The following is a 24412-nucleotide window of genomic DNA, read 5'->3' as shown; positions in this document are numbered from 1 at the left end:
TAGCAAAAGTCTGTAAATACACTAACTTTGCAAACTCTTTAAACTAACTATGCATCTGACTTAGTTAGTTTCATCTTCTGTTTTAACTTCTAATTCCAAATGTGATAAAAAGCCATCTTGGTTGACATCAAGTTCTGTAAAAATTGCACTCAGGGTATTGTCTGCTTTTGCTTCGTCGATGCTGATGAGACCGTTTTTGTCGACATCTAGTGGATGAACGGTGATTTCTATAGTCCCTGCAAATGAATTAAATGTTACGAAAGTTGCGATTGATACCAATAGTAATTTTTTTATGATTTTCTTCCTTTAATATAAAATTAAAATACTAGATTTAGTGGGTAAGTTGAATATTAATCTCGCACCGCACTTATTGTTATTATGTTGTTATGTGTTTTCTAACTCACTAGCTGAAAGGTAACCGTCTTTATTGGTATCCAGTTCAGAAAACACTGCTGCTAACGAAGCGTCTTCAGCAGCTTCTTCAATGCTAATTCGACCATCATTGTCTAAATCTAATTTTGCTATTAAGTCTTCTTCAGCGATTAATGCCATGGATGCGAACGTCAGCGCGATAAGTGGGATTAATTTTTTCATATATTTATTCCTTTTTGATTCTTTTTAAACTTTAGTTTAAAAGCGATAAAGTTTAGTTAAATAACAAACTGCTTTGACAAATTGTTTACTAGTAATATTTTTAGTAAATTACTTTGTATAAATATTTAAAAGTATGGATGGGGTCTGCTGAATTGATACTGTTACCATCTTACTTATGTTGACCAGTACAAGTGTTGTGCCAATGTTGAAATAATCAATAAAATCAATTGCTTATATTTTAAATTGAGTGTGTTGTAGAAGATTTTTAAATATATATCACTAATCTGTCTTTTGATACAGACAGTTATCGGTTGAGATAAATAATATTTATAAAAATCATATGGATAGGGTGGGGCTTATGTGCTACACAAGCCCTTAGTGAGTTATTTTATAAGGGAAGGGCCTAACTGCCAATATTAGATATCCACATAGATTGATAAGGTGCCAACCGGTATTCCAAATCTTCCAGACACATTGTATGGCCGCTGATAAGATCAAACCAAGTGTCGGTCCCTATTAAGTTCATGTCACTTAACCTAATGCTTTGTGGTTCATCAGTGATATTGAAAATACAAAAAATACTTTGTCTTCGGTCCATACTTTGACGCCAAAAACCAAATATTTGTTCGCCTAATTGCAACGTAAACTGGGTGGCACTAGGGTGAAAAGCGGGCTGCTCTTTACGGATATTGAGTAGCTTTATCATCCTCGCATGTACTTTGCTATGTTGGCTGAAGGGTAAAGCTAGCTGCTCCTGTAATTTGGTGTAGTCCCATTTATGCCGATTAATAGAACGGTTATGGCTGGTATTTTTAACTTTTTCATAGTCATTGCCGGTGCCTAATAAACTATGTATATAAATCCCTGGAATACCCTCAAGACCAAACATGATGCTGTGAGCACATATAAATCTGTCTAGCCCCCATTTATCAGTACCTTTTACTGTACCTTGCAGTGCATCATAGAGAGCAATATTTATTTCATAAGCTTTTTGTTTGCCATCTTCAGACGTTCGCCATGAAATTCTACCACCAAAATTTTGCATAGTATTAACCAGAGCTGTGAGTTCGTGATCCTGCAATAGGCCTTCAGCAGGCCTCAATCCTATTCCATCATGAGACGCGATAAAATTGAAAAAGAAGGTGCCATTTTGTGAGGGGGGCATACTGCCCAACCACGACTTAAGGTGTTTGCAAGAACCTGTTACTAAGGTGTTGACTAACAGCGGGGGTAGCGAAAAGTTATAAATACCGTGTGCTTCATTGGCATTACCAAAATAGGTAAGGTTTTGTCTATTGGGAATATTGGTTTCAGTGATGATGACCGCGTCACTCACTGCGTGTTCTATTAGTGTCCGCAATAAACGCACCACTTCGTGGGTTTGTTCAAGATTTATACAGCTTGTGCCTATTTTTTTCCAGAGAAAAGCCACGGCATCTAACCGAAATATTCGAATGCCGGTGTCCAAATATTGCCTCATGATTGAAACAAACGTGTCTAAAACTGCTGGGTTTCTGAAATCGAAATCGACTTGATCATGACTAAAAGTACACCAGACCTGCTTTTCTCCGTGCGGTGTTTCGGTTAACCTTAGCAAATCAGACGTTCTGGGTCGTACCACTTTAGATAAATCATCTTTTAAAGAGGCAGTATAAAAAAAGTCACTACCCGGGCCTTCACCTTTGATAAAGTTTTCAAACCATGCACTTCTAGATGAGCAATGATTAATTACCACATCAGACATAACCCGATAATCTGTAGTTATCGCTCTTATATCATCCCAGTCTCCTAACGCTTCGTTAACACTAGAATAATCAATGACCGAAAACCCATCATCAGAGCTGTATGGGAAAAAAGGTAAAAGATGTACGCTGTTAATCGCGTCACCGCAATACTTAGTTAAAAAATCGTGTAAAGAGTGAAGTGGTTTTTCTCCCGACTTTTCAATGCTATCGCCATAGGTGATTAGCATGACATCCTGTTGATCCCAATTGTTATGATGGCGTTTCGGCTCTACCAATAAATCAGAGTTATCTATGCGCATAGTTTCTAATAACTGTTTACATAACTCAGGGTACGTAGTAATTAATTCAACATCCTGATATATAACGGCTAAGTGATGCTCAACACGTTCTATCAATTGTTCTAAAACAGATAACATTCATTACACCTTTTAATTGATTAAAATGTTAATTACAAAGGTTGACTAAACTCTAAGAAATCTTGTTCTACCGCGGTTTTTAATTGCTCTAATACATCTGGCATAGCACTCACAACACGGTTCCAGCTAGGAATGAAAGGGGTTTCCATTGGGTTATCTAAGAAACTCTCACCTGCTTTCATAATATTTCTGGCAAATAACTCAACCGCCTTTTCTTCATTATGAATGTCTAATTTTAGACCATTCATAATCGCATCATTGTTATAGGTTTCGACAAAGTCTAATGCAATTCGGTAGTACGTGGCTTTTAATGACCTAAAAGACTCGGTTGTGAAGGTTTCACCCTGAGTGGCAAGTTTCCGAAATAAAGCTTTGGTAATATCGATAGACATCTTCGAAAGTCCACCTTGGTCATTATTAGCCGATAAATCCTGATGTTTGTGATCGTATGTCTTAGCTATATCAGCCTGACACAATCTATTATGCGAATAATTACGATGCATCTCAGATAATACGCCAATTTCTAGGCCCCAATCACTGGGGATACGGATATCATTTAACACATCACGCCTGAAAGAAAACTCGCCTGCCAATGGATATCTAAAACTATCCATATATTCAAGGTATTCGTTATGACCCACTACCTTTTGTAAAGCCCTGATCAAAGGTGTGACTAATAATCTTGAGACTCGACCGTTAATCTTTCCATCAGCTACACGTGCGTAATAGCCCTTACAAAACTCGTAGTTAAAAAGTGGATTTGCAACTGGATATATTAATCGAGCTAATAGGCCTCTGTCGTAAGTCAAGATATCACAATCGTGCAAGGCTACAGACTCCGCTTTCCCGGTCGCTAATACGTACCCCATGCAATACCAGACATTCCGACCTTTGCCTAATTCCTTGGGCGCCAATCCTAAAGCTTCTAGTTTTGCATCTAATGCTTGTAGTCTTGGCCCTTCATTCCATAATATGCGGTGATTTTGGGGCAATGCGCCGAAGAATTTTAGAGCATGTTGGTATTCTTCAAGGTTGGCTCTGTCTAGGCCAATTACAATTTGAGATAGGTAGGGAACTTTGGCGATATGATCGATAATGTTAGGTAATGCTGTACCTTCAAGTTCGGAATATAAAGAGGGCAGGATGAGCGCCATCGGACGTCTTTTTGAGAACTCTACGAGTTCTCTTTCTAGATCCTCAACAGGTCTTTCAGATAGGTTGTGTAAAGTTGTGACTATGCCATTTTGATAAAAATCAGCCATGATATCTCCGTACTACGGGTTAAATTGTTTATGCTTAAAAATTATTTGCTCTAGACATTCGGTCCAACCACTTGGGCCATAAGCTTGGCTGGTGTAGACGTCATGTTGTCTCGTTAATAATGGTGGGGCGTTTGCAGGTGATAAAATTTGTACCGCAATATCTGCAGCCTCCAACATAGCTACATCATTTTGTCCGTCACCCAAGGCAATAGATATACAGTTTTTTATTCCACGTTCTTGTTGAAATTGCTGTGTTAGCCAAATCAGCGCTTTTCCTTTGTCACATTGCCCAGACAGATGTAAAAAACGTCCTCCTTGTAAAGGTGTGATTCCAAGCTCTTCTAAGGTCTCGACAAATTTATGTTTTGTATTGTCACTGCCTAACCACAAAATAGGCTCACCGTACTCTCGGGCATTAGCTTGTTTTGCCTGCTTAATTGAAAGTCCGGTTGCAGCGATTATTTCTTTATTGGACATATTAAAAAAATGATTGAATTCGCCTGCAAAAGTGTTCTTTAACTTGTCTATTAATGATAACCAATGCTCTCTCGGCTTAGAAAACTCTTTAACCCAGTAGCCATTTTTAGACGTTGTATCACTGGATTGAGTGTTGAAATAATTTATGGGGATATAAACAGCGGCACCATTTTCGACTATAAAAGGCCCCTTTAAATCTAATTTTTGTCTTAACTCTGTTACTTCTGCGAAGGTTTTGCTGGTGTTAGGGATTACAGGTATATTCATTGAAGCAAGCTTATGCAGCATGGGTATCGCAGGGGCAAAGCTATAGCTATGATGGTCTAGCAATGTGCCGTCTAAATCTGTAAAAACTAATACATCATTAAGCATGGGCTTCCTTAAGCTTGTGCGCGGTAATATCTCTAGAGGAGTTTAGTTCATATACGTGATCACAAGTTTTGGGTAATGTTTTGAGTGCATGCTCAGTTAAACGCTGATAATGCTGGATAAAACGCTGAATTTGCTGTTCATCCATGATGCCCGATTTGTCATGATGGGTTGTAGCTACATTAAGTTTTTGTTCTTGCTCCAAACGCCATGCATATACGTCCTCGAAGGAAGGGGCTTTTAACATCACCCACTTATCCATCAAATTATAAAGGGGCCTGTAATGAAGAGAAAGTTGTAAGTTGACATGGTTTCGCCAGTTAGCCTGTTCGTCTTCGATTGCTTCTAATGCATTTACTGGTTGTTTAAGCTGTTTAGACGTTTGCGGTTCAACGCCCCAACACCAGCCTTCAAAAATCACAATATCTACCGAAGAAGGTAACTTTGTCCAAAAAGGTATGGGGTGGGGGTTATCCGTGGCTTTATTAAATCTTGGAATAACCGTGGGTTGATGATGTTTTAAATCATGCATTACCGTTTTTGCTTGGCGCATGTTGTGGGTTCCAGGCACACCGCGGGTTGCGAATAAAGGGTGCACATCAGCAGCTACAATTTGCCGTTCTATTTGGCTAAAGTAGAAATCATCTAAAGATATGACTACTACCTTCGTACCATAAGTCTCACTCAAGTAGTCCTTTAAAAATACTGATAACGTGGACTTTCCAGAGCCTTGGCTGCCATTAATTCCAACAAAATAAGTGCTTTTTGCACTAAGTTGGTGCGCCTTAATTTCCTCTGCAAGAGGAATAAAATAACCTTCAGCAATCTTATGAAAATCATTAGAGAGCTGGTTTTTGTTGATAAATGTGCTGATCATAAACATCCTAAATCTCTTGTTTGCACTTTAAAAGTGCTTTTTATTTAAGTAGTTATTTATTCGATATATATATTAGTACAACTTATGTGCCACATTTTAACGATTGACATGACTGAAGCTATTGATATTGCAAAATATCAAAGTATTTTCTCATTACAAAATTATAATTATATGGTACAAATAGTTAACTGTTGTTTGACTTCCTAGTCAGATAACCGGTGCATAACTCCGAGCTATCTCACCTAAATCTATGACAAGGTGCTTTAGCCGTGAATCTGTTAATTTTTCTGATTCGCCAGGGTTGTAAGAGAAATCGAACAGCCTCCCGTAAGTGTCGCAAATTTGTGTGTCACTTCAATTTGGAAAGGTGTTAAATAATATGTTAGAAGATAAATTTGGACGTCGATTCCATTACTTGCGGCTGTCTATCACAGATGTGTGTAATTTTAAATGTAAATACTGTCTTCCTGATGGTTATGCTTGCGATACTGAGCGTGACTTTTTGTCATTAACCGAAATTCAAACCTTGGTTAAAGGATTTGCTTCACTAGGTACAAGTAAAGTACGTATAACCGGTGGTGAGCCAGCTCTCAGAAAAGACTTACCTGAGATCATAAAAGCTTGTGCCTCTGCTAAGGGGATTCAGCATGTGGCTATGACGAGTAATGGCCATAAGTTGGAGTCGGATATTCACAAATGGGTGGATGCAGGCCTTGATTCACTTAATATAAGTATAGATAGCCTCGACCCTCGCATGTTTGCTGCGATTACTGGACACAATAAACTTGAGTCTATTTTGCGTGGTATCGACAAAGCCATGTCCTTAGGCGTTAAAGTTAAAATCAACGCTGTATTGATGAAACAATATAATGAACAAGAACTCCAAAATTTCCTTACTTGGTTAAAAGTCACCCCGGTCACGTTAAGACTGATTGAGTTGATGCAAACAGGTGACAATGTGACGTTCTTTAATCAGAACCATGTTTCTGGTATGCCAATAAAAGAACATTTGGTCGAAAGTGGGTGGGGACAGCTTATCCGAGGTAAAGCTGCAGGGCCCGCACAAGAGTTTTTCCACCCTGATTATCAAGGCAGAATAGGTTTAATTATGCCTTACAGCAAAGAATTTTGTGCAACCTGTAATCGTTTAAGGATTTCCGCTATTGGCAAATTGCATTTATGTTTGTTTGCAGACCAAGGTTTGGATATTCGTCATGCATTGCAGTCGGCTGACAGCAAGGAGTTACAAGCCCAACTCATTAATTTGTTGGGTGATAAAGAAGCGACACATTGGCTTCAAGATGGCTTCACAGGTGCCACTAAACATTTAGCCATGTTAGGTGGTTAATGAATACACAGTTGTGCAAGACATTGTATTCTACGGTGATAAATAAATGCTAGCAGGGTTAATTTTAGCTGGCGGCAAGTCAAGTCGAATGGGCACAGATAAGAGTTTGTTAAGATTACCTGATAGCCGGCAGTCGTTACTTGAACATCACCAAAAACGATTGTCTTTGGTGTGTGAGGATAATATATTTATCAGTGGTTCTCAGCATGAACAAGGTATCCCTGATATCATTCCGAATTGTGGCCCTTTATCAGGTATACATGCAGCAATAACTCATATTCTTCTTCACCATAGCAAGATTAGTGAACTGTTGGTGATAGCCGTAGATATGCCTGATTTATGTTCAGATGATTATAATCATTTACTTAAAGTGGGCAGGGAAAATAATTGTTTATGCTCTTTTGACAAATGTTTTTTACCTTTGTATACACCGATAGGTTGTGAACTAACTGAATATCTAGCGAAGGTATTTAAACATCCACCTGATGAAGCTTTGATGCAACCCAAACAGCAGCAATACTCAGTGAAAATGATGTTGGATTCTTTGCAAGGTTTACAAGTACAACCTTTTAAAAATACTCAATTAGACAATATTAATACTCCTCTACAGTGGCAACAGCGCTGTGCAGAGCAACCATATACCGAGGCATAGAGATGGCAGTGAGTGACTCAACAATTAAACAAGCTCTTAATATTGCGGTATTAACTGTGTCGGATACGCGCAGTGAAGACAATGATACGTCAGGGCAATATCTCAATCAGGCGGCTATCGTAGATGGTCATAATGTAATACATAAAAAAATTGTCATAGACGACAAGTTCCAGATCCGTGCCGTGGTGTCTAATTGGATAGCCGCAGCTGACATTCAGGTTATTCTTGTGACAGGTGGAACTGGGTTTACTGCAAGAGATACTACCCCTGAAGCTTTGTTACCATTGTTTGAAAAAGAAATTGAAGGTTTTGGTGAGCTATTCAGACATGTATCTTATTTAGAAATAGGGACATCAACAGTGCAATCCAGAGCACTTGGCGGTATGGCCAATGGCACCGCAATATTTTGTATGCCGGGTTCAACTGGAGCCTGTAAAACTGCGTGGAATAGTATATTACAACAACAATTAGACTCTACTCATCGCCCGTGTAGTTTTGTTGTACATTTAAAAGACATCACTGAATGCCCAAGTAGAGGATAACCCCGATATGCAAAACCAGAGTGCTGTTTTAACCCATGTAAATGAACATGGAAAGGCAAATATGGTTGATGTGACAGACAAGAACATCACACAACGACAAGCTGTGGCAGAAGGTTATATCACCATGTCTGCACAAGCTTTCAGTATGTTAAAAGATAACACGCATGCCAAAGGTGATGTGTTATCAATAGCGCGGATAGCGGGTATCCAGGGGGCAAAGAAATGTAGTGACCTTATTCCTTTATGCCACCCCTTGATGTTATCGAAAGTGCAGATTGACTTTCAAACTTTGGATGATGCTAATAAAGTACGAATTCAAGCGCTGTGCAAATTAGCGGGGCAAACTGGTGTTGAGATGGAAGCGCTCACCGCAGTGAGTGTGGCGGCGCTGACTTTATTTGATATGTGTAAGGCCGTTGACCCACATATGGAAATCAGTGATATCAAAGTACTCAGTAAGCAAGGCGGTAAAAGTGGTGATTGGTCATGTTAAAAATTTTGTTTTTTGGTCAACTTAAAGAAATCATTAAAACTGAATGCCTAGAGATTGACATAATTCAAAATGGGAAGCAGCTAAACACAGTGGCGAAGTTACGTAGTCTGTTGCAAGAAAAAGGCGAGGCTTGGAACGAGTATTTAGATTATGGCAAAGCTTTAGTAGCTGTTAACCAAGAGTTGACAAGTGATGATACTGTCATAAATGATGCCGACGAAATTGCGTTTTTTCCTCCCGTGACCGGTGGTTAATTATTATCATGAGCCACTTTACACAAATCAGCGTGCAAACTCAGGATTTCGACTTTGCTTATCAGTATCAAAAATTAAGAGACAGTAATAACAGCGATGGTGCTCTGGTAACCTTTGTCGGTTTGGTTCGGGATATGAATCTACAACAATCTGTTAGTGGTTTATTTTTAGAGCACTACCCAGCGATGACAGAAAAAGTACTAAATGACATAGTCGAAACGGCTAGAGTTAAGTGGCATCTTGGTAGTGTGTCGGTTATTCACAGAGTAGGTCAGCTCAAAGTGTCTGATCAAATTGTGTTTGTCGGTGTCACGAGCCAACATCGTCAATCTGCCTATCATGCTAACGAATTTATAATGGATTATCTTAAAACTCAGGCGCCATTTTGGAAAAAAGAAACCACCACACAAGGTGATAAATGGATTGAAGCAAAAATTAGTGATATACAAAAATCAAAGGATTGGTCTTAACATTCTTTGTTAATAGTTATGATTAAAAGTGCAGATTTTAATTTGTATTTAAAACTGTTCTTCTAGCATATAAACTAAATTGCCGTGCTATTCGTATTCGACTATCATGCCCTTCATAAATGTAGGACTAAAGTTTAGTCCGTAATCTTGAGTTACAAAAATATCTATGGATCTTATTTTTTTCGATTTAGATGGCACCTTATTAAATGATGCATCTGAAATATCAGCCTTCACCAAAGAAACCCTTATCCTTCTTAACGAAAAAAACATCGCTTATACGATAGCAACAGGCCGTACTATGTTATCGGCTCAACGCATAGTTGAGGGCCATGAATTCGAGTTGCCTCAAATTTATAATAATGGGGTGACAGTGTGGGATCCTAAAATTCAAAAAATCACTCTTGAAAATCTCCTTGATAACGCTGAAATTTCAACTGTTATCGATGCTGCGATTGCACAAGGAATTACTCCCTTTGTTAATGTCATCGACAAACATCAGCATTTTATTTTTCATTCTGAAACACGTCATGATGTAGAAAAAGAATTGGTATACAAGTACTTTTCTAGCTCTAAAGCTACACTTTTAACTTTAGAAGCGTTACCGCTTAATAGTCAAGTCACTAATATCAGTATGATTGGTTCTGCTGACACTATTAAACAGATATGGTTAAAATTGAATGCCAATACAAATCTTGTTGCATACTCTGGCCCTGCTCAAGAGGGCAACAACTTTTGGTGGTTAGATGTTCATCATCAAAGCGCTAATAAAGGCTCAGCTGTTACCAATCTAAAAAACAGCTGGGAGCCAGTAATGTTATTTGTTTTGGCGATGGTGATAACGATTTAAGCATGTTTGCCTTAGCTGACGAAAGTTATGCCCCAGAAAACGCCCAAGCAGAAGTGAAAAAATCAGCGAGTGCTGTGATTGGCAATAATCATAAGGATGGCATTGCACATTTTTTACGTGAGAGATTTTCACTATAACGCTCCGTTTTTTTAAGTAAGCCTGTGTGATTAAAGACATTATTACTTATATAAGCAGAGGCAATTATTTAAGCTTTATTCCATAAATTTTGGAGCTTTTTGTAACAGAAGAAGCCATATGGGTTCCAATAACTAGGGATCAAATCTAACGTCTTACGTTCCTCAAAGTTTGAGGCCAATTTACGGAGTATTTCTTCCAGGCGAGCAGGGTTTACTTTCTCTAGTTTTTTCTTCGCTGTAGAGAAATATAAATTACTTTCCATATTTACAGAATTCGTATGACCGCCTGAAATAAATGTTAGGTTACGAGTTGCTACTCTACATCTTGGTATATAGGGGTCTGCAGGATTTAGCTCTGTGACTATGGCATATTCATAGCGTTCCATGTCCTGCATGTCATTATCTTTGGGAATATAAGTTATTCCATATCCCTGAGGAAAATGTCCAACTATTGACAATAAACATTCAGCGAATACTTTGCTTATTGAGCCCCGCTCTGCGGCTCTGTTAATAACCATGCCTGCTTTAGGTAGGTCTAAAAAGTTGTGACTTTGCTTAGATGAGAATATTACTGAAGCATAAATCTGTGGGATCTTGATTAGGTCCCCAACTCCTAATTTAGGTTTAATTGCGTCAATCAATAATGTACGAGTAAAGTTTAATTTCTCTTCCTGATTTCGGACGAAATCGGTTCTTTCTTGTTTAGAATTTCCGATATATTGTTCCATACCTAGACCATTGGTAATAAAATCGAGAGTGTGTTCATGGTTTATTTTTAGCAAGGCCAGACGTTCTTCTCTGTCTAGTACTCTGAATTCGTCAAGGGACCCATCTTCCCCCGTTAGTATCTTCTGAGCCTTGGGGTGCATTAACCCCACATCCTGAAATATTGCGGCAATAAGAACGGGTATCGCGACATCTCGTTGGAATAAGGTTAACCCAGATTTCTGTTCGGGATAACGGAGCTTCTTTTGGTAACGATCATTGATGTATTGAAGATCTATTTTTTTTCTATGAGCAGTTTGTCTAATAATCTCAAGGCAATCACACCTTTATATGCAGGTTTAAACCTTTGGTTTTGGTGCGCGACCTTCGCGCCTTCACCAGGAGAGAGTAATTGCAGTGTTCCAAGTAATTTTGCACTGTAAACCTGAGTCTTCTGCCAATTATCTGCTTCAGTTAGTGCCAATAACAAAGTACATAAAGCTTTTACTTTTTTGTATCTAAGAGTGCATATTTGTTGCTGACGAGTTCGCTCTTTTTTTAATAATAGTTGAGCAGCATTGAGATTTTCGTTAATGATTGTTTTAGTTTTCTTATTTGCTGCTTGCAGTGAATCTTCAATGCTTTTAATTTTTTTTGGAATTCGAAACAGGTTTGCTTATCTTTATCTGATGTTTCAAAGTAAAGTTGAGCATGTTCGAAAAGGGAATCCTTTATTGGTGTATTACTTTGAATATGTCTGACCAAATTATTAGCCGATTTTGTATAAGTTGACTCTCCCATCGGTCCGTGCATATTTCTACCTGAATCTGTACCTCAAAAAAACAGTAACTAATGATAGTTTAATTTTTATTAATAAAGATATATTTATTAATACCTTACTAGCTAAAGTTATACTTAAAGCGTGTAACTTCATGAATTAATTACTCATGTCGATTCATTCCTTCCTCGTTTAGTTCTTTATAACTCAGTTTGAATAGCTATAGCGCAGCTATTTGAGGGGCCGGGTGGGATTATTAGCGGTTCAGTATTTTGTTCAACTACATTGCCCTTAGGTGTATTAGTATGTTCATCAATTGTGTAACGTTGATCTTTGTTATTATAGTTTGCTTGAATATTTGCGAGAGCCAATTATCCCAGTTGACATTGGTTTCATTGTAGCGGTCTGTTGAAGTCACTTATCCTGCAAAACTTAATGAGATGTATGCCTGTAACATTGAGTTGTAATGAATTTGAAAGGAGTTATTAAGAAGGTAAAAGAACGTGTAGGTTATCTAGATATTCTTTTACCCTGAGTCTCATTTGTCAGGTGGAAAATCACACTTTTTAGGTGTTGCTATCCTTAGGTATGGTTAAATAATTAGTTGAAAATACTATTTCCACCAAGGATAAAAACTAGGCATGTCTGTAGATGATTTCGATTTAAAATTGGGAGCTCGTTTTTCTAGAAACGATTTTACACCTTCTTTACCATCCTGTTGGCTAGTATAGAATATTGCTAAAGAATCAACGTTATGGGCTTCTCTTGGCGTGTCTGCTGCTGAAAGTCTTAACATCATTTGTCTTGCTAATGTGATACCTACTTGGGATTTGTTAGATATATTGCGTGCCAACGTATAGGCAGCTTCCATCAAGTCTTCTGGGGCGTGAACAGAGCGAACAAATCCACTTTCTTTTGCTATGCTTGCGTCAAATATCTCACCGGTGTATACCCACTCTAAGGCTTGACTGATGCCTACCACTCTAGGTAGAAACCAACTTGAACATGCTTCAGGCGTAATCCCTATTTTTTCAAAAACAAAGCCTATTTTTGCTTTTTCTGATGCTAATCGAATATCCATTGCGGCTAACATTGTTGCACCAACCCCTACCGCAACTCCATTAATGGCAGCTATAACAGGTTTTTTACAATCATAAATACTTAGGTTAACTGTGCCCCCAGTATCACTGACACCAGGAATGGTTTTGTTATCATGCATGTCTGCGACACTGGGATTTTTAGTTTCATCTAAACCAAAAACATTACCTTCACGGGTAAGATCCATACCAGCGCAAAATGCACGGCCCTTGCCAGTAACCACAATAACACTGACTTCATCATCGTCACTTGCGCGATTAAATGCATGTACTAATTCAGTAGCCATTTCGACGGTAAATGAATTCATCTGTTCAGGGCGATTTAAGCTTAAGGTTAAAATTAGCTCGTTTACCTGATAATCAATCGTTTTATATTGCATTTATTGGCGTCTCTCTATGAATTTAGGAATAGTCAAATCAACTGTCAGATTTGGCAAATGTATTAATATATTTTTTCTGATGACTAGCGATAGCAGCATGATATTCAGTGACTAGTTTATCAACCAGTTGTGCCGTACTGAACACTTTATCGATAGAGCCTACACCTTGGCCAGCAGACCATATATCGCGCCATGCTTTCTTTTCCCTAGTATTTGGTTTGTCGTCAATATCTAATTCGGAACCAAAATCCAATTCAGACTTAGGCGTCAAATCCGTAGGATCAATGTCCGCATCTACAATACTTTGACGAATGAAATTAGCATTCACACCTGATATTTTAGGAGTGTATAAAATATCATTGGCGCTACTGTTGATAAGCATAGCTTGATAATCATCGTCGATATTGGCTTCTGTTGTGGCAAGAAAGCGTGTACCCATATAGGCCATGTCAGCACCCATCATTTCAGCTGCTGCCACATCTCGACCATGAGATAAACTACCAGCGAGAATGACGGTTTTATCAAAAAACTGCCTAATTTCCGCAACCAGTGCAAATGGGTTGGTAACGCCAGCGTGTCCTCCCGCTCCATTGCATACTGCAATTAAACCATCGACCCCAGCAGCAGCCGCTTTTTTACCATGACGCGCATTAACGACATCATGAAAAACTAAACCACCGTATGCATGCACTGCATCTACTAAATCGGCCACTGCACCTAAAGAAGTGATGATTAAGGGTACTTTGTGTTTAACACAAATATCCAGATCGGCTTGCCAGCGAGGATTACTTCGATGCACAATCAAATTGACGCCAAAAGGCGCTGCTTGGACACCTGTTTGTTGTTCCCACTCTGCTAATCGTGTTTGAATTTCAACTAACCAAGCTTCAAAGCCTTCACTTGTTCTTTGGTTAAGAGCAGGAAATGTACCCACAACCCCTGCTTTACAATTTTCGATAACTAGCTCAACACCACTAGCGATAAACATGGGAGAAGCAATCAGCGGAAGGCGTATGCGATGTGTAAACTCAACGGGGATAGTCATAGTATTTCCAAAATATAAATTTTCATAATTGTGTCATTTGCGCTATTCATCGGCCTAAAATGTCACGTGCGATCACTTCTTTCATTATTTCAGAAGTACCGGCGTAAATTGTTTGGATACGTGCATCGCGATAAAAACGCGAGATAGGATATTCATCTGTATAGCCGTATCCCCCAAATAACTGTAAGCACTCGTTTACCATCTTCAGCTGCATTTCTGTGGCGGCTAGTTTCAACATAGCTGCATCGGTGACAGTCATTTCACCGCGTTGATATTTATGCATATGTTTTTCCAGCAGAGCTCGACACATTTCAAGCTCAGTTTGGCATTCAGCTAATTTAAAACGGGTATTTTGGAACTGTGACACCGAATGACCGAATGCCTTACGGTCTTTGACATAATCACAGGTAATATCTAAAGCGCCTTGTGCATGTCCAATAGCTTGTACCGCACAGCCAAGTCGTTCCCGTGGAAGCTCTTGCATTAGATATACAAACCCTTTGCCTTCTTCACCTAACAACGCATCGCTAGGGATACGCATATTTTCAAAAAACAATTCGGCAGTATCACTACAGTGTTGCCCCATTTTTTCGATAGGTTTGCCGGTAGAGAAACCAGGAATACTGGTATCGACTAAAAATAACGAAATACCTTTAGAACCTGCGTTAATATCGGTTTTAGCACACACAATAATCATATTGGCATCGTTGCCATTGGTGATAAACGTTTTTGAGCCGCTAAGGATATAGTGATCACCGTCCTTGATTGCTTTAGTACGGATATTAGCAAGATCACTGCCTGCACCCGGCTCAGTCATGGCAAGTGCAGTGAGGACTTCACCAGACACCATGGCGGGTAACCAACGGTCTTGTTGTTGTTGATTGCCAATGTGTAACAGGTAAGGAGCCACGATATTTGAGTGGATGTTATATCCAGTTGCTAAAGCATGCAGATTCAAGCGACACATTTCTTCTTGGATCATCTGGCACACGTCAAAGCTAGCATCTGCAGCACCATATTTTTCAGGAAAATCCACTAGAAGCATGCCCGCACTACCCATGGTGTTCCACATTTCTCTGGGCATTTTATGATTTTTTTCCCATGAGTCATAATGAGGCAAAACTTCCTGCTCTAAAAAACGCAAAACCATATCGCGAAACATTTGTATTTCTTCAGAATTACCTTCTTCTATTGCAGACATAAAAACCTTGTTGTTAACTATAAAAATCATAAGTAATTATTGATAATTAATTGGGAGTAAGCAATGTGGAATAAAGTCATTTATTTAGCATTTACGGACATAAATCTTTATATGTCGTGTGAATATTGCTTTAATAAGGTCAGTTATTGTTAAAAGTGGACAAAACAACATTGTTATATAATTTTGCAGAACAGCACACAATTGCTAGCTATTTTGCTAGAGCACATTTAGATAATGGGGTTTTATTAGGTGGAAATGAACAGAAGTTTTTAGCACGATCTGAACTAACCACCACACAACTAAAGCAACCAAAATCTAGAGTGTTAGCCACACAATTAGCCAGCATTGTTAAAAGCTGTTGGCAAGTAAGCGGTGATGAACTTTTAGGATTCACTCAGCAAAAAGTAAAAGTGGGTATGTTTAAGTTATTAGCAGAACGTTTGATTACCTGTAAAACTCTTGATGACGTTTTTACTCATACCGCTGAATTTTATAATTTAACAGGCGATCAATTGCAAATTAGCTTTAGAAAAAGTACCGGGCAAATTTTAGTTTGTATCAATCCCAATTTTAAAGTTAATAACGACAAAAATTCATTAAACAGTTTATTAAGCGAGTTTTTATTATTAATTTGTCATCGATTCTGTAGCTGGTTAGTGGGGCAGGTTATTCCATTAAGTGAAGTACAAGTTCAACATGCTAAACCTGCGCACCATGAGGAATACAGATTAATGTATCCTTGTCCTTGTATTTATCAAAGTAAACATAATGCGCTGCTGTTTGATGCCAAATATTTAAATTTGTCTGTGGTGCAAAATCAAGATGAATTATTAGAATACTTGAGGCAGATCCCGTTGCAATGGTTCAAAAAACAATCCTATCACGATACATGCAGCGCTCAAGTGTTACGATTATTAGAGGGTGCTACATTAGCAAAAAAATCAAATTTAGAAACTGTTGCAGCAAAGCTAAATATGACCTCCAGAACATTGCGTCGAAAATTAATGGCAGAAGGCAGTCGTTTTCAACAATTAAAAGATAATGTTAAGCGAGACAAGGCCATTAGTCTTTTTGAGCAGTCTAACTTGACCTTGGCAGAAATAGGATTAGCCGTGGGTTTTACTGAGCAGGCAACGTTTTCTCGTGCTTTTAAATATTGGACCGGTGTATCACCAAGCACATATCGTAATTGTCGTCAGTTAATCTAGGATTTTGATAGTGTTGTAAACAAAATGGTTTTATAGGTCCTAAAATTAACGAAGCACATATGTTATATGATGTGCTATTTCTCTTCATGCGATAATCTAGAACACCGCGTATAATGCCCATGAATTCGGTACTTAGTGTGATAATCAGAACTTTTCTAGTTGGTATAAAGAGTGAAAAAAGATTGAAGATGAGTGAAATGTAGCGTGGATAATTCAATATGATAATCAAACGGTATCTAATGACACATTATACCTATATGCCTGAAGTACCGATGATGGTTAAAATCCTGTTTACTATTTATTGTGTTTTTCAACTGACTTTTTTCTATTCTGGCAAGCCATACTTAGGTGTCGCTTCATCTTTGAAGTATGTGCAATGATTGAATCCCAAGCTAATGTTTTAGCCAAACGCACTTTATTGTTAGCAGCTGGTGCTATGGGTTTTGCCCAAACAGTATTATTCGCTATATTGGCCCCCCTTGGACGTGAAGTGGGCTTAGTAGAGGTGCAAATTGGTGCCATTATCTCTTCATCATCATTAACTTTGTTTCTAGTTAGTCCGCTTTGGGGTCGGGCAAGTGATCTCTGGGGTAGAAGAAAAATCCTTTTGATTGGTCTGTTTGGTTACTCTGTGGGTACCGTGATGTTTGCTAGTGTGTTTCAAGCCGCGCTTCTAGGGTATCTTATTCCCGTTACAGCACTCATCCTGTTGATTGTAACTCGTGTTGCGAACGCCGTTGTTATGGCGGCCGTTGCTCCATCAGCAAACGCTTATATGGCTGATATTACGACCATTACAGATCGTATAAAAGGCATGGGTGCAATTGGCGCCGCTGGTAACATTGGCTCAATATTGGGCCCTGCTATTGGTGGATTACTTGCCAGTATCAGCTTACTCACACCACTTTATTTCTCTGTGTTTTTAACCCTAGCTGCCGCTATATTGACACTATATGCTTTGCCAGAATTACCTAAGGCTGTTGTCGTAACAAAGCCCAAGAGACTTAAATACAGCGATCCAAGGATTTTCCCATTGGTAATCGCGGGTGTGTTTTTGTTTATGGGATTTGCCATTGTTCAACAAACTATCGCGTTCCGCTTTCAAGATGTATTGGGGCTTGATGGCACTGAAACCGCTAAAGTGGTAGGCATTAGTTTGATGTTTTCGGCAGCCGCCGCTCTACTAGTGCAATTGTTGGTCATTCCACGCCTGCACGTAAGGCCATTCGTGCTGCTTAGAATATCCATGCCTATCATGATGATTGCTTTTGCCATGATGGCCTTAAGCGAATCTCAGAATATGTATATATTGGCTATGTGTATTCTTGGACTGGGTATGGGACTAGCTGGGCCAGGGTTTATGGCGGGTGCCTCTGTTGCTGTTTCATCTGAAGAGCAGGGGGCTGTTGCTGGGGTCGCTGGGTCCTGTGGGCCATTGGGATTTACGGTAGGTCCATTACTGGGTACTTACTTATATTCAATAGACGGGTCTTTACCTTATTGGTTTGCCTTCGGAAGTTATTTCTTATTGTTTTTCTTTACATTGAAATTTAGCGACAAGAAAAAATAATGTCAGAATATGCATTTTAATGAGTAAACTTGGTGATATTGAGTGATTGAGTTTACGAAATAAATCGGTATTGATACAAACCGATAGTGCTTAAAACAGCTCGATAACTATCTAGTAACTGCCCAGTAACTTCCACACGAAGGTGCCTAACATAATATACAGCCTTTAAGTGTTATTCGTGTGGTATGCATCATTACAGTATAGTGATTATAAATTCATAACCGAGCTTTATTGCTTCTAGAATCCGTGATAGCTCACAAAATCTTCATTGTCGGCGCGCACTGAGCGCACGTTATTTGCTTCAAAGTCGTTATCAGGGTAACCCATCGCAATACAAATCATAATTGCCTCGTCATCTGGTATTTGCGCATGTTTATGCACCACATCTGATTGCATAATTCCCTGACCATTTATCACGCAGCCTAAACCTAAATCCCATGCGGCTAATACAATACCGTAGGCCAATGAACCCAAGCCAAACTGAGTTATGCCCGCCGGCTCTAAGGATTTGTCGTAAGTAAGAACAAGAGATACCGGCGCATCAAACTGGCGAAAACCTCTCATCATCCATTCCATGCGTTTTTCTTTATCTTCTCTAGTAATGCCCATCACTTCAAATAGTTGTACTGCTACGTCGATTTGACGTTGTCTGTGAATACCTTCGTAATCTTCCTTGTAGGGAAAGTCGCGAACATGTGGCTTACCAGCAAGCGTATTTATGGTATTGTCCTCACGTATTTTATCCAGTACATAACCCGTAACAGCATGTATGCGCCAAGTCTGGGTATTGTAAGAAGACGGAGCCCATTTAGCTGCATTTATTACAGTATCGACTAGCTCTTTAGAGACTGCTTTATTTTTAAAACCTCGAACACTTTTTCGGGATGCTGCGAATTCTGCAAAATTCATAAAAACCTTTAGTAATTAAATGACATTGATGATTATCAAATACTATAACTTAGGGATGCGATGGGTAGAAATCATGCAAACTTATTATCGAGTTACAGTTTTATTTATTGGGCAGTGACTAACACTTGTTTATCAAAATATATTTAACCGTTGTAAAAAGCTTTACTGCTCATTAGAGTTGAGTTTTTCAGCATTATTGTGTTTAAGGGTGATTAACTTCAAAATTGAAATTTTTTCTGTCGGTGTCTATAACGGTTATTAGATCCATAATCCAATCTGATTACAAAATATTTACAAACACCAATGTTGAGTGAATATGTCTAAAATCATAAGTATGATATTTTTTGTTTTTGGACTGTTGTATATGGCTAGCTTACATTTTTTTCTTAGACCTTTTATAGCTCCTAAAAATCATCCCTATTGCAGTATCATTAGGTGGAATGCTAAAAACAAAACCGAGCTCAATGCCGACTACTTTACTGTTGGTACTAGTCTTTAGTGGATGTGGTGACTTGTTACTTGCGTTCGATGAGTTTATCTTTGGAGTCGTAGCGTTCCTATTAGCACAACTTAGTTACGCAGGGGTATTTAGGCATCATTGGCAAGGGTTTTACAATCGTTGGTACCTCAGAGTGCTGTTATTAATATATATGTTAGTAATGATGTGATGGCTTCTCACTAACCTTGGGAATTTACAAATAGGCGTGATGGCCTACTTGATAATAATATCAAAAATGAGAACATTTGCTTTTCAAACTTCGTTACCTATGAGCTTGGCTGGCTTAGGTGTAGCATTATCTTTGATTCCTTCATTGCCATTAATAAATTCATTAACCCAATCCCATATGAGAGTCATTGGATAATGAGTAGTTACTGTGTGGTATTTTTCATGTTGGCAACAGAATTCCCCAACTAAGTAAAAGTGCAGATGAAATCTTAATTATTGGGAATCTCGAAATCAGACAATAAATTACTTATTGGTGCAAAAAAAACATATTTAAACAATCAAAATTTGGTCCCATGTTCGGCAAACATTGTTCAGTTATTAATAACTTAGCACCAGCTGGACCATAAAATTAGTGGTACTTATCAAGCCACCCATAACAATTTGACTAACTACCAAGACGAACTAAGCTTTGATTAGGAATTAAATCAAAGGATTGATGTCATGCCCCAGCCACGTAGCAGCCAAATTAGTTTAACCGATACCCATTATTACCATTGTATTTCCAATTGTGTGCGGCGCTCTTTTTTGTGCGGTGTAGATAAATACTCAGGTCAAAGTTTTGAACACCGCCGTGAATGGGTTGAAAAGCGGATGTTGTTTTTATCGGCAGTGTTGCCATAACATATGTGCCTATGCGGTGATGAGTAATCATGTGCATATGGTGTTACATGTGGATGTGAAACGAACGCAGGTATGGTCAGATAATAACGTGGCTCAGCGCTGGCATCGTTTGCATCGAGGCACATTGCTTACCCAAATGTTTGTTAGAGGAGACACGATAAACCAAGGACAACAGCAGACCTTAGATAACACCATCACCGAGTATCGCAGGCGCTTACATGACATAAGCTGGTTCATGCGTAATCTCAATGAACACATAGCCAGAGAAGCGAACAAAGAAGATGACTGCAGGGGGAGGTTCTGGGAAGGTCGGTTTAAATCTCAAGCCTTACTAGATGATGCAGCATTGCTGTCTTGTATGGCTTATGTTGACCTGAATCCGATCCGAGCCAAGATAGCGGATACGCCTGAAACATCAAAATACACGGGCATTCAAAAACGTTTAGAATCGATAAAACAGCCATCTATTAAAAATGTGTTGATGCCTTTTGTCGGCCACCCCAGACAAGATATGCCCAAAGGTATACCCTTTTCCCTTAAAGACTACTGTGAGCTAGTCGATATCACAGGAAGAGTCATCCGAGATGACAAAGCAGGGCATATTGACCAGCAACAGCAAGCCATACTGCAAAGATTAGGCTTATCAGACGAACAATGGCTCACCCTCACCACTGAGTTTGAAAAACACTTTTGTTATGCTGCCGGAGCAGAGCAAATGATGAATCAATTTAAAGAGCACACCGGGCATCAACGAATTCGAGGTATGGGTAAAGCGAAAACCTTGCTGCGCTGCGCATAACCGCAATAAACCAGTTAACTTATAATCAACAAGGCATAGCTGTGTCTACAAATCAGTGAAACGTCTCTTATTTCCAGCAATTAGCTCTAAGTTAATTTTCTGCCTCATAACCTACTCAATCTGAACCCTTTTACACCCAGAAAATTGCTGTTGAATGATAGTCTAGATTCAATATTTTATTATGGGTGGCTATGTAAAAATTGTGAAACGTCTCTTATTTCCAGCAATTAGCTCTAAGTTAATTTTCTGCCTCATAACCTACTCAATCTGAACCCTTTTACACCCAGAAAATTGCTGTTGAATGATAGTCTAGATTCAATATTTTATTATGGGTGGCTATGTAAAAATTATGTAAAAATTGTGAAACGTCTCTTATTTCCAGCAATTAGCTCTAAGTTAATTTTCTGCCTCATAACCTACTCAATCTGAACCCTTTTACACCCAGAAAATTGCTGTTGAATGATAGTCTAGATTCAATATTTTATTATGGGTGGCTATGTAAAAATTAAGTGCTGATGGCTTGCATAGGGGGGGGCAGGTAAATTCGATAGTTCGAATGAGGTATTAGGCTTAATTTAATTAATTTGGCTCTTAAAATAAGACATAAAAAAAGCCGCTTTGATTACGGCTTATTTATAAGTTGAAATAATTAATCTACGTCGCAGTCTATTTTACATTCACCATACAGATATAAACTGTGATGGGTGAGTGTCATATTATGACGTTCAGCTACTTCATCTTGACGTCTTTCGATGACATCATCCTCAAACTCAATCACTTTTCCGCATTTTAGACAAACTAAATGATCGTGGTGGTTTTTATGGCTAATTTCAAAAACTGATTTTCCACCTTCAAAATGATGACGGTTTAAAATACCTGCATCATCAAATTGATTGAGAACTCGGTAAACCGTAGCCAAACCAATATCTTCGTCATGGTCAATTAGGATTTTATAAACGTCTTCAGCACTGATATGTTGATTTTCAGGTAGCTGCAATATCTCGAGGATTTTCAAGCGTGGAAGAGTGACTTTTAATCCCGCTTTTTTTAATTCTTTATTTTGATCCATTATCTTACTTTCATATAAAAGTGTAAGGTCATTATAGGGTACCTATTTGGATTTAAAAGTTATTTACTATCTATCTAAATTAAAAGGAGCTAAAGCTCCTTTTAATTTTTTTAACCTAATTCCGCTAAACAAAGTTCATCATGAATTTGTTTACACCAGGCTTTGACTCGCTGTTCGGTAAGTTCGGGTTGACGGTCTTCATCAATTCCTAAGCCTACAAAGTGATTTTCATCGGCCATGCCTTTAGATGCTTCAAAGTCATAACTTTCCGATGGCCATTGGCCTACTAGGATAGCACCTTTAGCTTCTACAATATCTCTAACCATACCCATTGCATCTAAGAAATATTCTGCATAATCCTCTTGATCACCACAGCCAAAGATCGCTACTAGTTTATCTTCGAAATCAATTAGCTCAAGTTCTGGGAAAAAATCATCCCAATCACACTGCGCTTCACCATAATACCATGTCGGAATACCGAAAAGTAATAGATCAAACTCAGCAATGTCTTCTTTGCTACTTTTAGCAATGTCTTTTACGTCTATTAGGTTTTTGCCTAATTCTTTTTGGATCATCTTAGCAATATGTTCTGTATTGCCAGTATCGCTGCCAAAAAATAGCCCCACACTTGCCATTGTTACGTATTCCTCAACTAAAATATAAATTCATTTTGGTTTCAATGAAAACTAAATTATCATCGATATTAGCCTTCAATAACCAATTGCATGATGCCTTTAAATATAAATCCTGCGGCACCTAAAAAAAGTACAAAATACACAACAACTTTACCAATAAGAGGTACGTTATTTTTCTTAAGTACGTCATGAACCACGTAAGCCATGAGTAAAAAAAGGCCTATAATCGCAACGTCCAAACCTATTGCTTCAATTTGTTCGTAATGGTCAGTTAACATGTACTTTGATCAATTCCTTTAAAATCTAACGCATATTAACATAGAGTCTATACTATGAAAATTGTCATAAGTCGCTGCATTCTTATTTAATTAAAAATTCCAAAATAATCTTTGCGCATAGCTCGGGTTTCTCAGCATGTAACCAGTGTCCTGTTTCACGTATCATCTTAGACTGACTATTTGGAAACAAATTGGTAACAGCTTGCTTATATTCTGGAAGCAAATAATCTGAATGCTCGCCTTTAATAAATAACACTGGTCCATCGAAGGTTTGCTCCGACACGATGGCCGCTGATAATTTAGTATAATCAGTTTGTAATAATTCCAAATTAAAACGCCACTTCCAAATATCGTTTTCGTTATATAAACTTTTTAGTAAAAATTGTTTGGTAGAACCATCTTCAATGTATTTTGAAAGTGCTACTTCTGCTTCTTTACGATTTGTTATAACTGCTAGTGCAACATTACTTAATCCCTGAAATACATTTGAATGACGTGAATGATATTGAACTGGAGCAATGTCTAATACGATCAAGTGACTAATTAGTTCATGTTGATTCAAAGCAAGTCGCATAGCGACCTTACCACCCAACGAATGCCCAACTATGCTAAGCCGTTTAATGTTTAGACTGGCAATAAGTTCAGATATGAGTGCTGCATAATGTTCAAAACTAAATGTCTGGGTGAAAGAAGATTTACCATGATCAGGTAGATCTACCGATAATACCTGAAATGATTCAGTAAATTGTCTTCTTAGTGCTGATAAATTATCCAGGCTCCCAAATAAACCGTGAATTAGCATTATCCAAGGTTTATCTGCAGAGTCTGAATGTATTTGATAATTAACCGCGGTCATAAAACACTTAATAATTCCTGACTTAATAGAGTAATAAAAGTGGGGTTTCCC

25 protein-coding genes, 2 pseudogenes and 1 riboswitch are annotated in these 24412 nt (G+C 38.4%); of the genes and pseudogenes, 11 read left to right on the top strand and 16 right to left on the bottom strand.

The genetic code is table 11. The features are described 5' to 3' along the window. Positions 1 to 60: 60 nt before the first annotated feature. From C427_RS12550 to C427_RS12525, 6 genes are all read right to left on the bottom strand, one after another. Entirely contained in the window at positions 61 to 279 is a 219-nt protein-coding gene (locus C427_RS12550) for a hypothetical protein (protein WP_007640120.1), read from the bottom strand. Between the two features lie 105 nt (positions 280 to 384). Further along, positions 385 to 594: an EF-hand domain-containing protein gene (locus C427_RS12545; RefSeq protein WP_007640124.1), complete on the bottom strand. Its 210-nt coding sequence runs from the start codon at positions 592 to 594 to the stop codon at positions 385 to 387. A gap of 403 nt (positions 595 to 997) precedes the next feature. Next, the gene (locus C427_RS12540; RefSeq protein WP_007640126.1) at positions 998 to 2755 is read right to left on the bottom strand and encodes a sugar phosphorylase; all 1758 of its coding nucleotides are present in this window, start codon (positions 2753 to 2755) and stop codon (positions 998 to 1000) included. A gap of 32 nt (positions 2756 to 2787) precedes the next feature. Continuing rightward, the gene (locus C427_RS12535; RefSeq protein WP_007640128.1) at positions 2788 to 4017 is read right to left on the bottom strand and encodes a glycosyltransferase family protein; all 1230 of its coding nucleotides are present in this window, start codon (positions 4015 to 4017) and stop codon (positions 2788 to 2790) included. Positions 4018 to 4029: 12 nt separating this feature from the next. After that, a complete protein-coding gene (locus C427_RS12530; protein ID WP_007640130.1) occupies positions 4030 to 4866 on the bottom strand; it encodes an HAD-IIB family hydrolase in 837 nt (278 codons plus the stop codon). Further along, positions 4859 to 5740, bottom strand: coding sequence for a kinase-like protein (locus tag C427_RS12525; protein WP_007640132.1), 882 nt, complete (start codon positions 5738 to 5740; stop codon positions 4859 to 4861). Before C427_RS12525 ends, C427_RS12530 begins: the two co-directional genes overlap by 8 nt. A gap of 214 nt (positions 5741 to 5954) precedes the next feature. Beyond that, a riboswitch (molybdenum cofactor riboswitch) is annotated at positions 5955 to 6126 on the top strand. Between C427_RS12525 and moaA the strand changes: the two genes are divergently transcribed. The 7 genes and pseudogenes from moaA (at position 6120) to C427_RS12490 (ending at position 10483) form a co-directional block, all read left to right on the top strand. Further along, on the top strand, positions 6120 to 7088 hold the full coding sequence (moaA, locus tag C427_RS12520; protein WP_007640134.1) for a GTP 3',8-cyclase MoaA: 969 nt from the start codon (positions 6120 to 6122) through the stop codon (positions 7086 to 7088). It overlaps the preceding riboswitch by 7 nt. A 46-nt stretch (positions 7089 to 7134) precedes the next feature. Continuing rightward, a complete protein-coding gene (mobA, locus tag C427_RS12515) occupies positions 7135 to 7740 on the top strand; it encodes a molybdenum cofactor guanylyltransferase (RefSeq protein WP_007640136.1) in 606 nt (201 codons plus the stop codon). A 2-nt stretch (positions 7741 to 7742) separates the two neighbouring features. Continuing rightward, a complete protein-coding gene (gene moaB / locus C427_RS12510) occupies positions 7743 to 8282 on the top strand; it encodes a molybdenum cofactor biosynthesis protein B (protein ID WP_007640138.1) in 540 nt (179 codons plus the stop codon). A 7-nt stretch (positions 8283 to 8289) separates the two neighbouring features. After that, the gene (moaC, locus tag C427_RS12505) at positions 8290 to 8775 is read left to right on the top strand and encodes a cyclic pyranopterin monophosphate synthase MoaC (protein WP_007640140.1); all 486 of its coding nucleotides are present in this window, start codon (positions 8290 to 8292) and stop codon (positions 8773 to 8775) included. Next, the gene (gene moaD, locus C427_RS12500) at positions 8769 to 9029 is read left to right on the top strand and encodes a molybdopterin converting factor subunit 1 (protein ID WP_007640142.1); all 261 of its coding nucleotides are present in this window, start codon (positions 8769 to 8771) and stop codon (positions 9027 to 9029) included. Before moaC ends, moaD begins: the two co-directional genes overlap by 7 nt. An 8-nt stretch (positions 9030 to 9037) precedes the next feature. Further along, complete coding sequence (gene moaE / locus C427_RS12495) at positions 9038 to 9499, top strand: molybdopterin synthase catalytic subunit MoaE (protein WP_007640143.1); 462 nt, start codon at positions 9038 to 9040, stop codon at positions 9497 to 9499. 166 nt (positions 9500 to 9665) lie between these two features. Beyond that, a pseudogene (locus C427_RS12490) lies at positions 9666 to 10483 on the top strand (HAD family hydrolase). A 68-nt stretch (positions 10484 to 10551) separates the two neighbouring features. On the opposite strand, the gene C427_RS27545 reads toward C427_RS12490, so the two are convergent. The 5 genes from C427_RS27545 to C427_RS12470 form a co-directional block, all read right to left on the bottom strand. Next, a complete protein-coding gene (locus C427_RS27545; RefSeq protein ID WP_015430913.1) occupies positions 10552 to 11352 on the bottom strand; it encodes a hypothetical protein in 801 nt (266 codons plus the stop codon). Positions 11353 to 11483: 131 nt separating this feature from the next. Next, positions 11484 to 11678, bottom strand: coding sequence for a hypothetical protein (locus tag C427_RS27540; RefSeq protein ID WP_015430912.1), 195 nt, complete (start codon positions 11676 to 11678; stop codon positions 11484 to 11486). Positions 11679 to 12579: 901 nt separating this feature from the next. Next, complete coding sequence (locus C427_RS12480) at positions 12580 to 13443, bottom strand: crotonase/enoyl-CoA hydratase family protein (RefSeq protein ID WP_007640147.1); 864 nt, start codon at positions 13441 to 13443, stop codon at positions 12580 to 12582. A 37-nt stretch (positions 13444 to 13480) separates the two neighbouring features. After that, positions 13481 to 14488 (bottom strand): NAD(P)H-dependent flavin oxidoreductase, encoded by a 1008-nt coding sequence (locus C427_RS12475; protein ID WP_007640149.1) that lies wholly within the window; start codon positions 14486 to 14488, stop codon positions 13481 to 13483. 46 nt (positions 14489 to 14534) lie between these two features. Next, the gene (locus tag C427_RS12470) at positions 14535 to 15689 is read right to left on the bottom strand and encodes an acyl-CoA dehydrogenase family protein (protein WP_007640150.1); all 1155 of its coding nucleotides are present in this window, start codon (positions 15687 to 15689) and stop codon (positions 14535 to 14537) included. Between the two features lie 170 nt (positions 15690 to 15859). On the opposite strand from C427_RS12470, the gene C427_RS12465 reads away from it, so the two are divergent. Beyond that, complete coding sequence (locus C427_RS12465; RefSeq protein ID WP_226991207.1) at positions 15860 to 16897, top strand: AraC family transcriptional regulator; 1038 nt, start codon at positions 15860 to 15862, stop codon at positions 16895 to 16897. Between the two features lie 376 nt (positions 16898 to 17273). Then, positions 17274 to 18467 carry an MFS transporter gene (locus C427_RS12460; protein WP_007640159.1) on the top strand — a complete coding sequence of 398 codons (1194 nt, stop codon included), beginning with the start codon at positions 17274 to 17276 and terminating at the stop codon, positions 18465 to 18467. Between the two features lie 237 nt (positions 18468 to 18704). Here C427_RS12460 and C427_RS12455 read toward each other — a convergent pair whose 3' ends face one another. Continuing rightward, a complete protein-coding gene (locus tag C427_RS12455) occupies positions 18705 to 19376 on the bottom strand; it encodes a nitroreductase (protein WP_007640160.1) in 672 nt (223 codons plus the stop codon). A gap of 440 nt (positions 19377 to 19816) precedes the next feature. On the opposite strand from C427_RS12455, the gene C427_RS28840 reads away from it, so the two are divergent. Both C427_RS28840 and C427_RS12450 read left to right on the top strand, forming a co-directional pair. Then, entirely contained in the window at positions 19817 to 20044 is a 228-nt protein-coding gene (locus C427_RS28840; protein ID WP_081589034.1) for a lysoplasmalogenase family protein, read from the top strand. A gap of 500 nt (positions 20045 to 20544) precedes the next feature. Continuing rightward, positions 20545 to 21523, top strand: a pseudogene (locus C427_RS12450) (transposase). Positions 21524 to 22172: 649 nt separating this feature from the next. On the opposite strand, the gene fur reads toward C427_RS12450, so the two are convergent. The 4 genes from fur to C427_RS12430 form a co-directional block, all read right to left on the bottom strand. Further along, a complete protein-coding gene (gene fur / locus C427_RS12445) occupies positions 22173 to 22592 on the bottom strand; it encodes a ferric iron uptake transcriptional regulator (protein ID WP_007635749.1) in 420 nt (139 codons plus the stop codon). Between the two features lie 110 nt (positions 22593 to 22702). Next, entirely contained in the window at positions 22703 to 23227 is a 525-nt protein-coding gene (gene fldA / locus C427_RS12440) for a flavodoxin FldA (RefSeq protein WP_007635747.1), read from the bottom strand. 68 nt (positions 23228 to 23295) lie between these two features. Next, positions 23296 to 23505, bottom strand: a complete 210-nt coding sequence (locus tag C427_RS12435) for a DUF2788 domain-containing protein (RefSeq protein WP_007635744.1) — start codon at positions 23503 to 23505, stop codon at positions 23296 to 23298. Between the two features lie 82 nt (positions 23506 to 23587). Next, positions 23588 to 24361 (bottom strand): alpha/beta fold hydrolase, encoded by a 774-nt coding sequence (locus C427_RS12430; protein ID WP_007635743.1) that lies wholly within the window; start codon positions 24359 to 24361, stop codon positions 23588 to 23590. Between the last annotated feature and the right edge of the window lie 51 nt (positions 24362 to 24412).

This window comes from Paraglaciecola psychrophila 170 (assembly GCF_000347635.1).
Taxonomy (GTDB): domain Bacteria; phylum Pseudomonadota; class Gammaproteobacteria; order Enterobacterales; family Alteromonadaceae; genus Paraglaciecola; species Paraglaciecola psychrophila.
The sequence above is the reverse complement of the archived record's forward strand: the minus strand, read 5'-3'. Positions and strand labels throughout refer to the sequence as shown.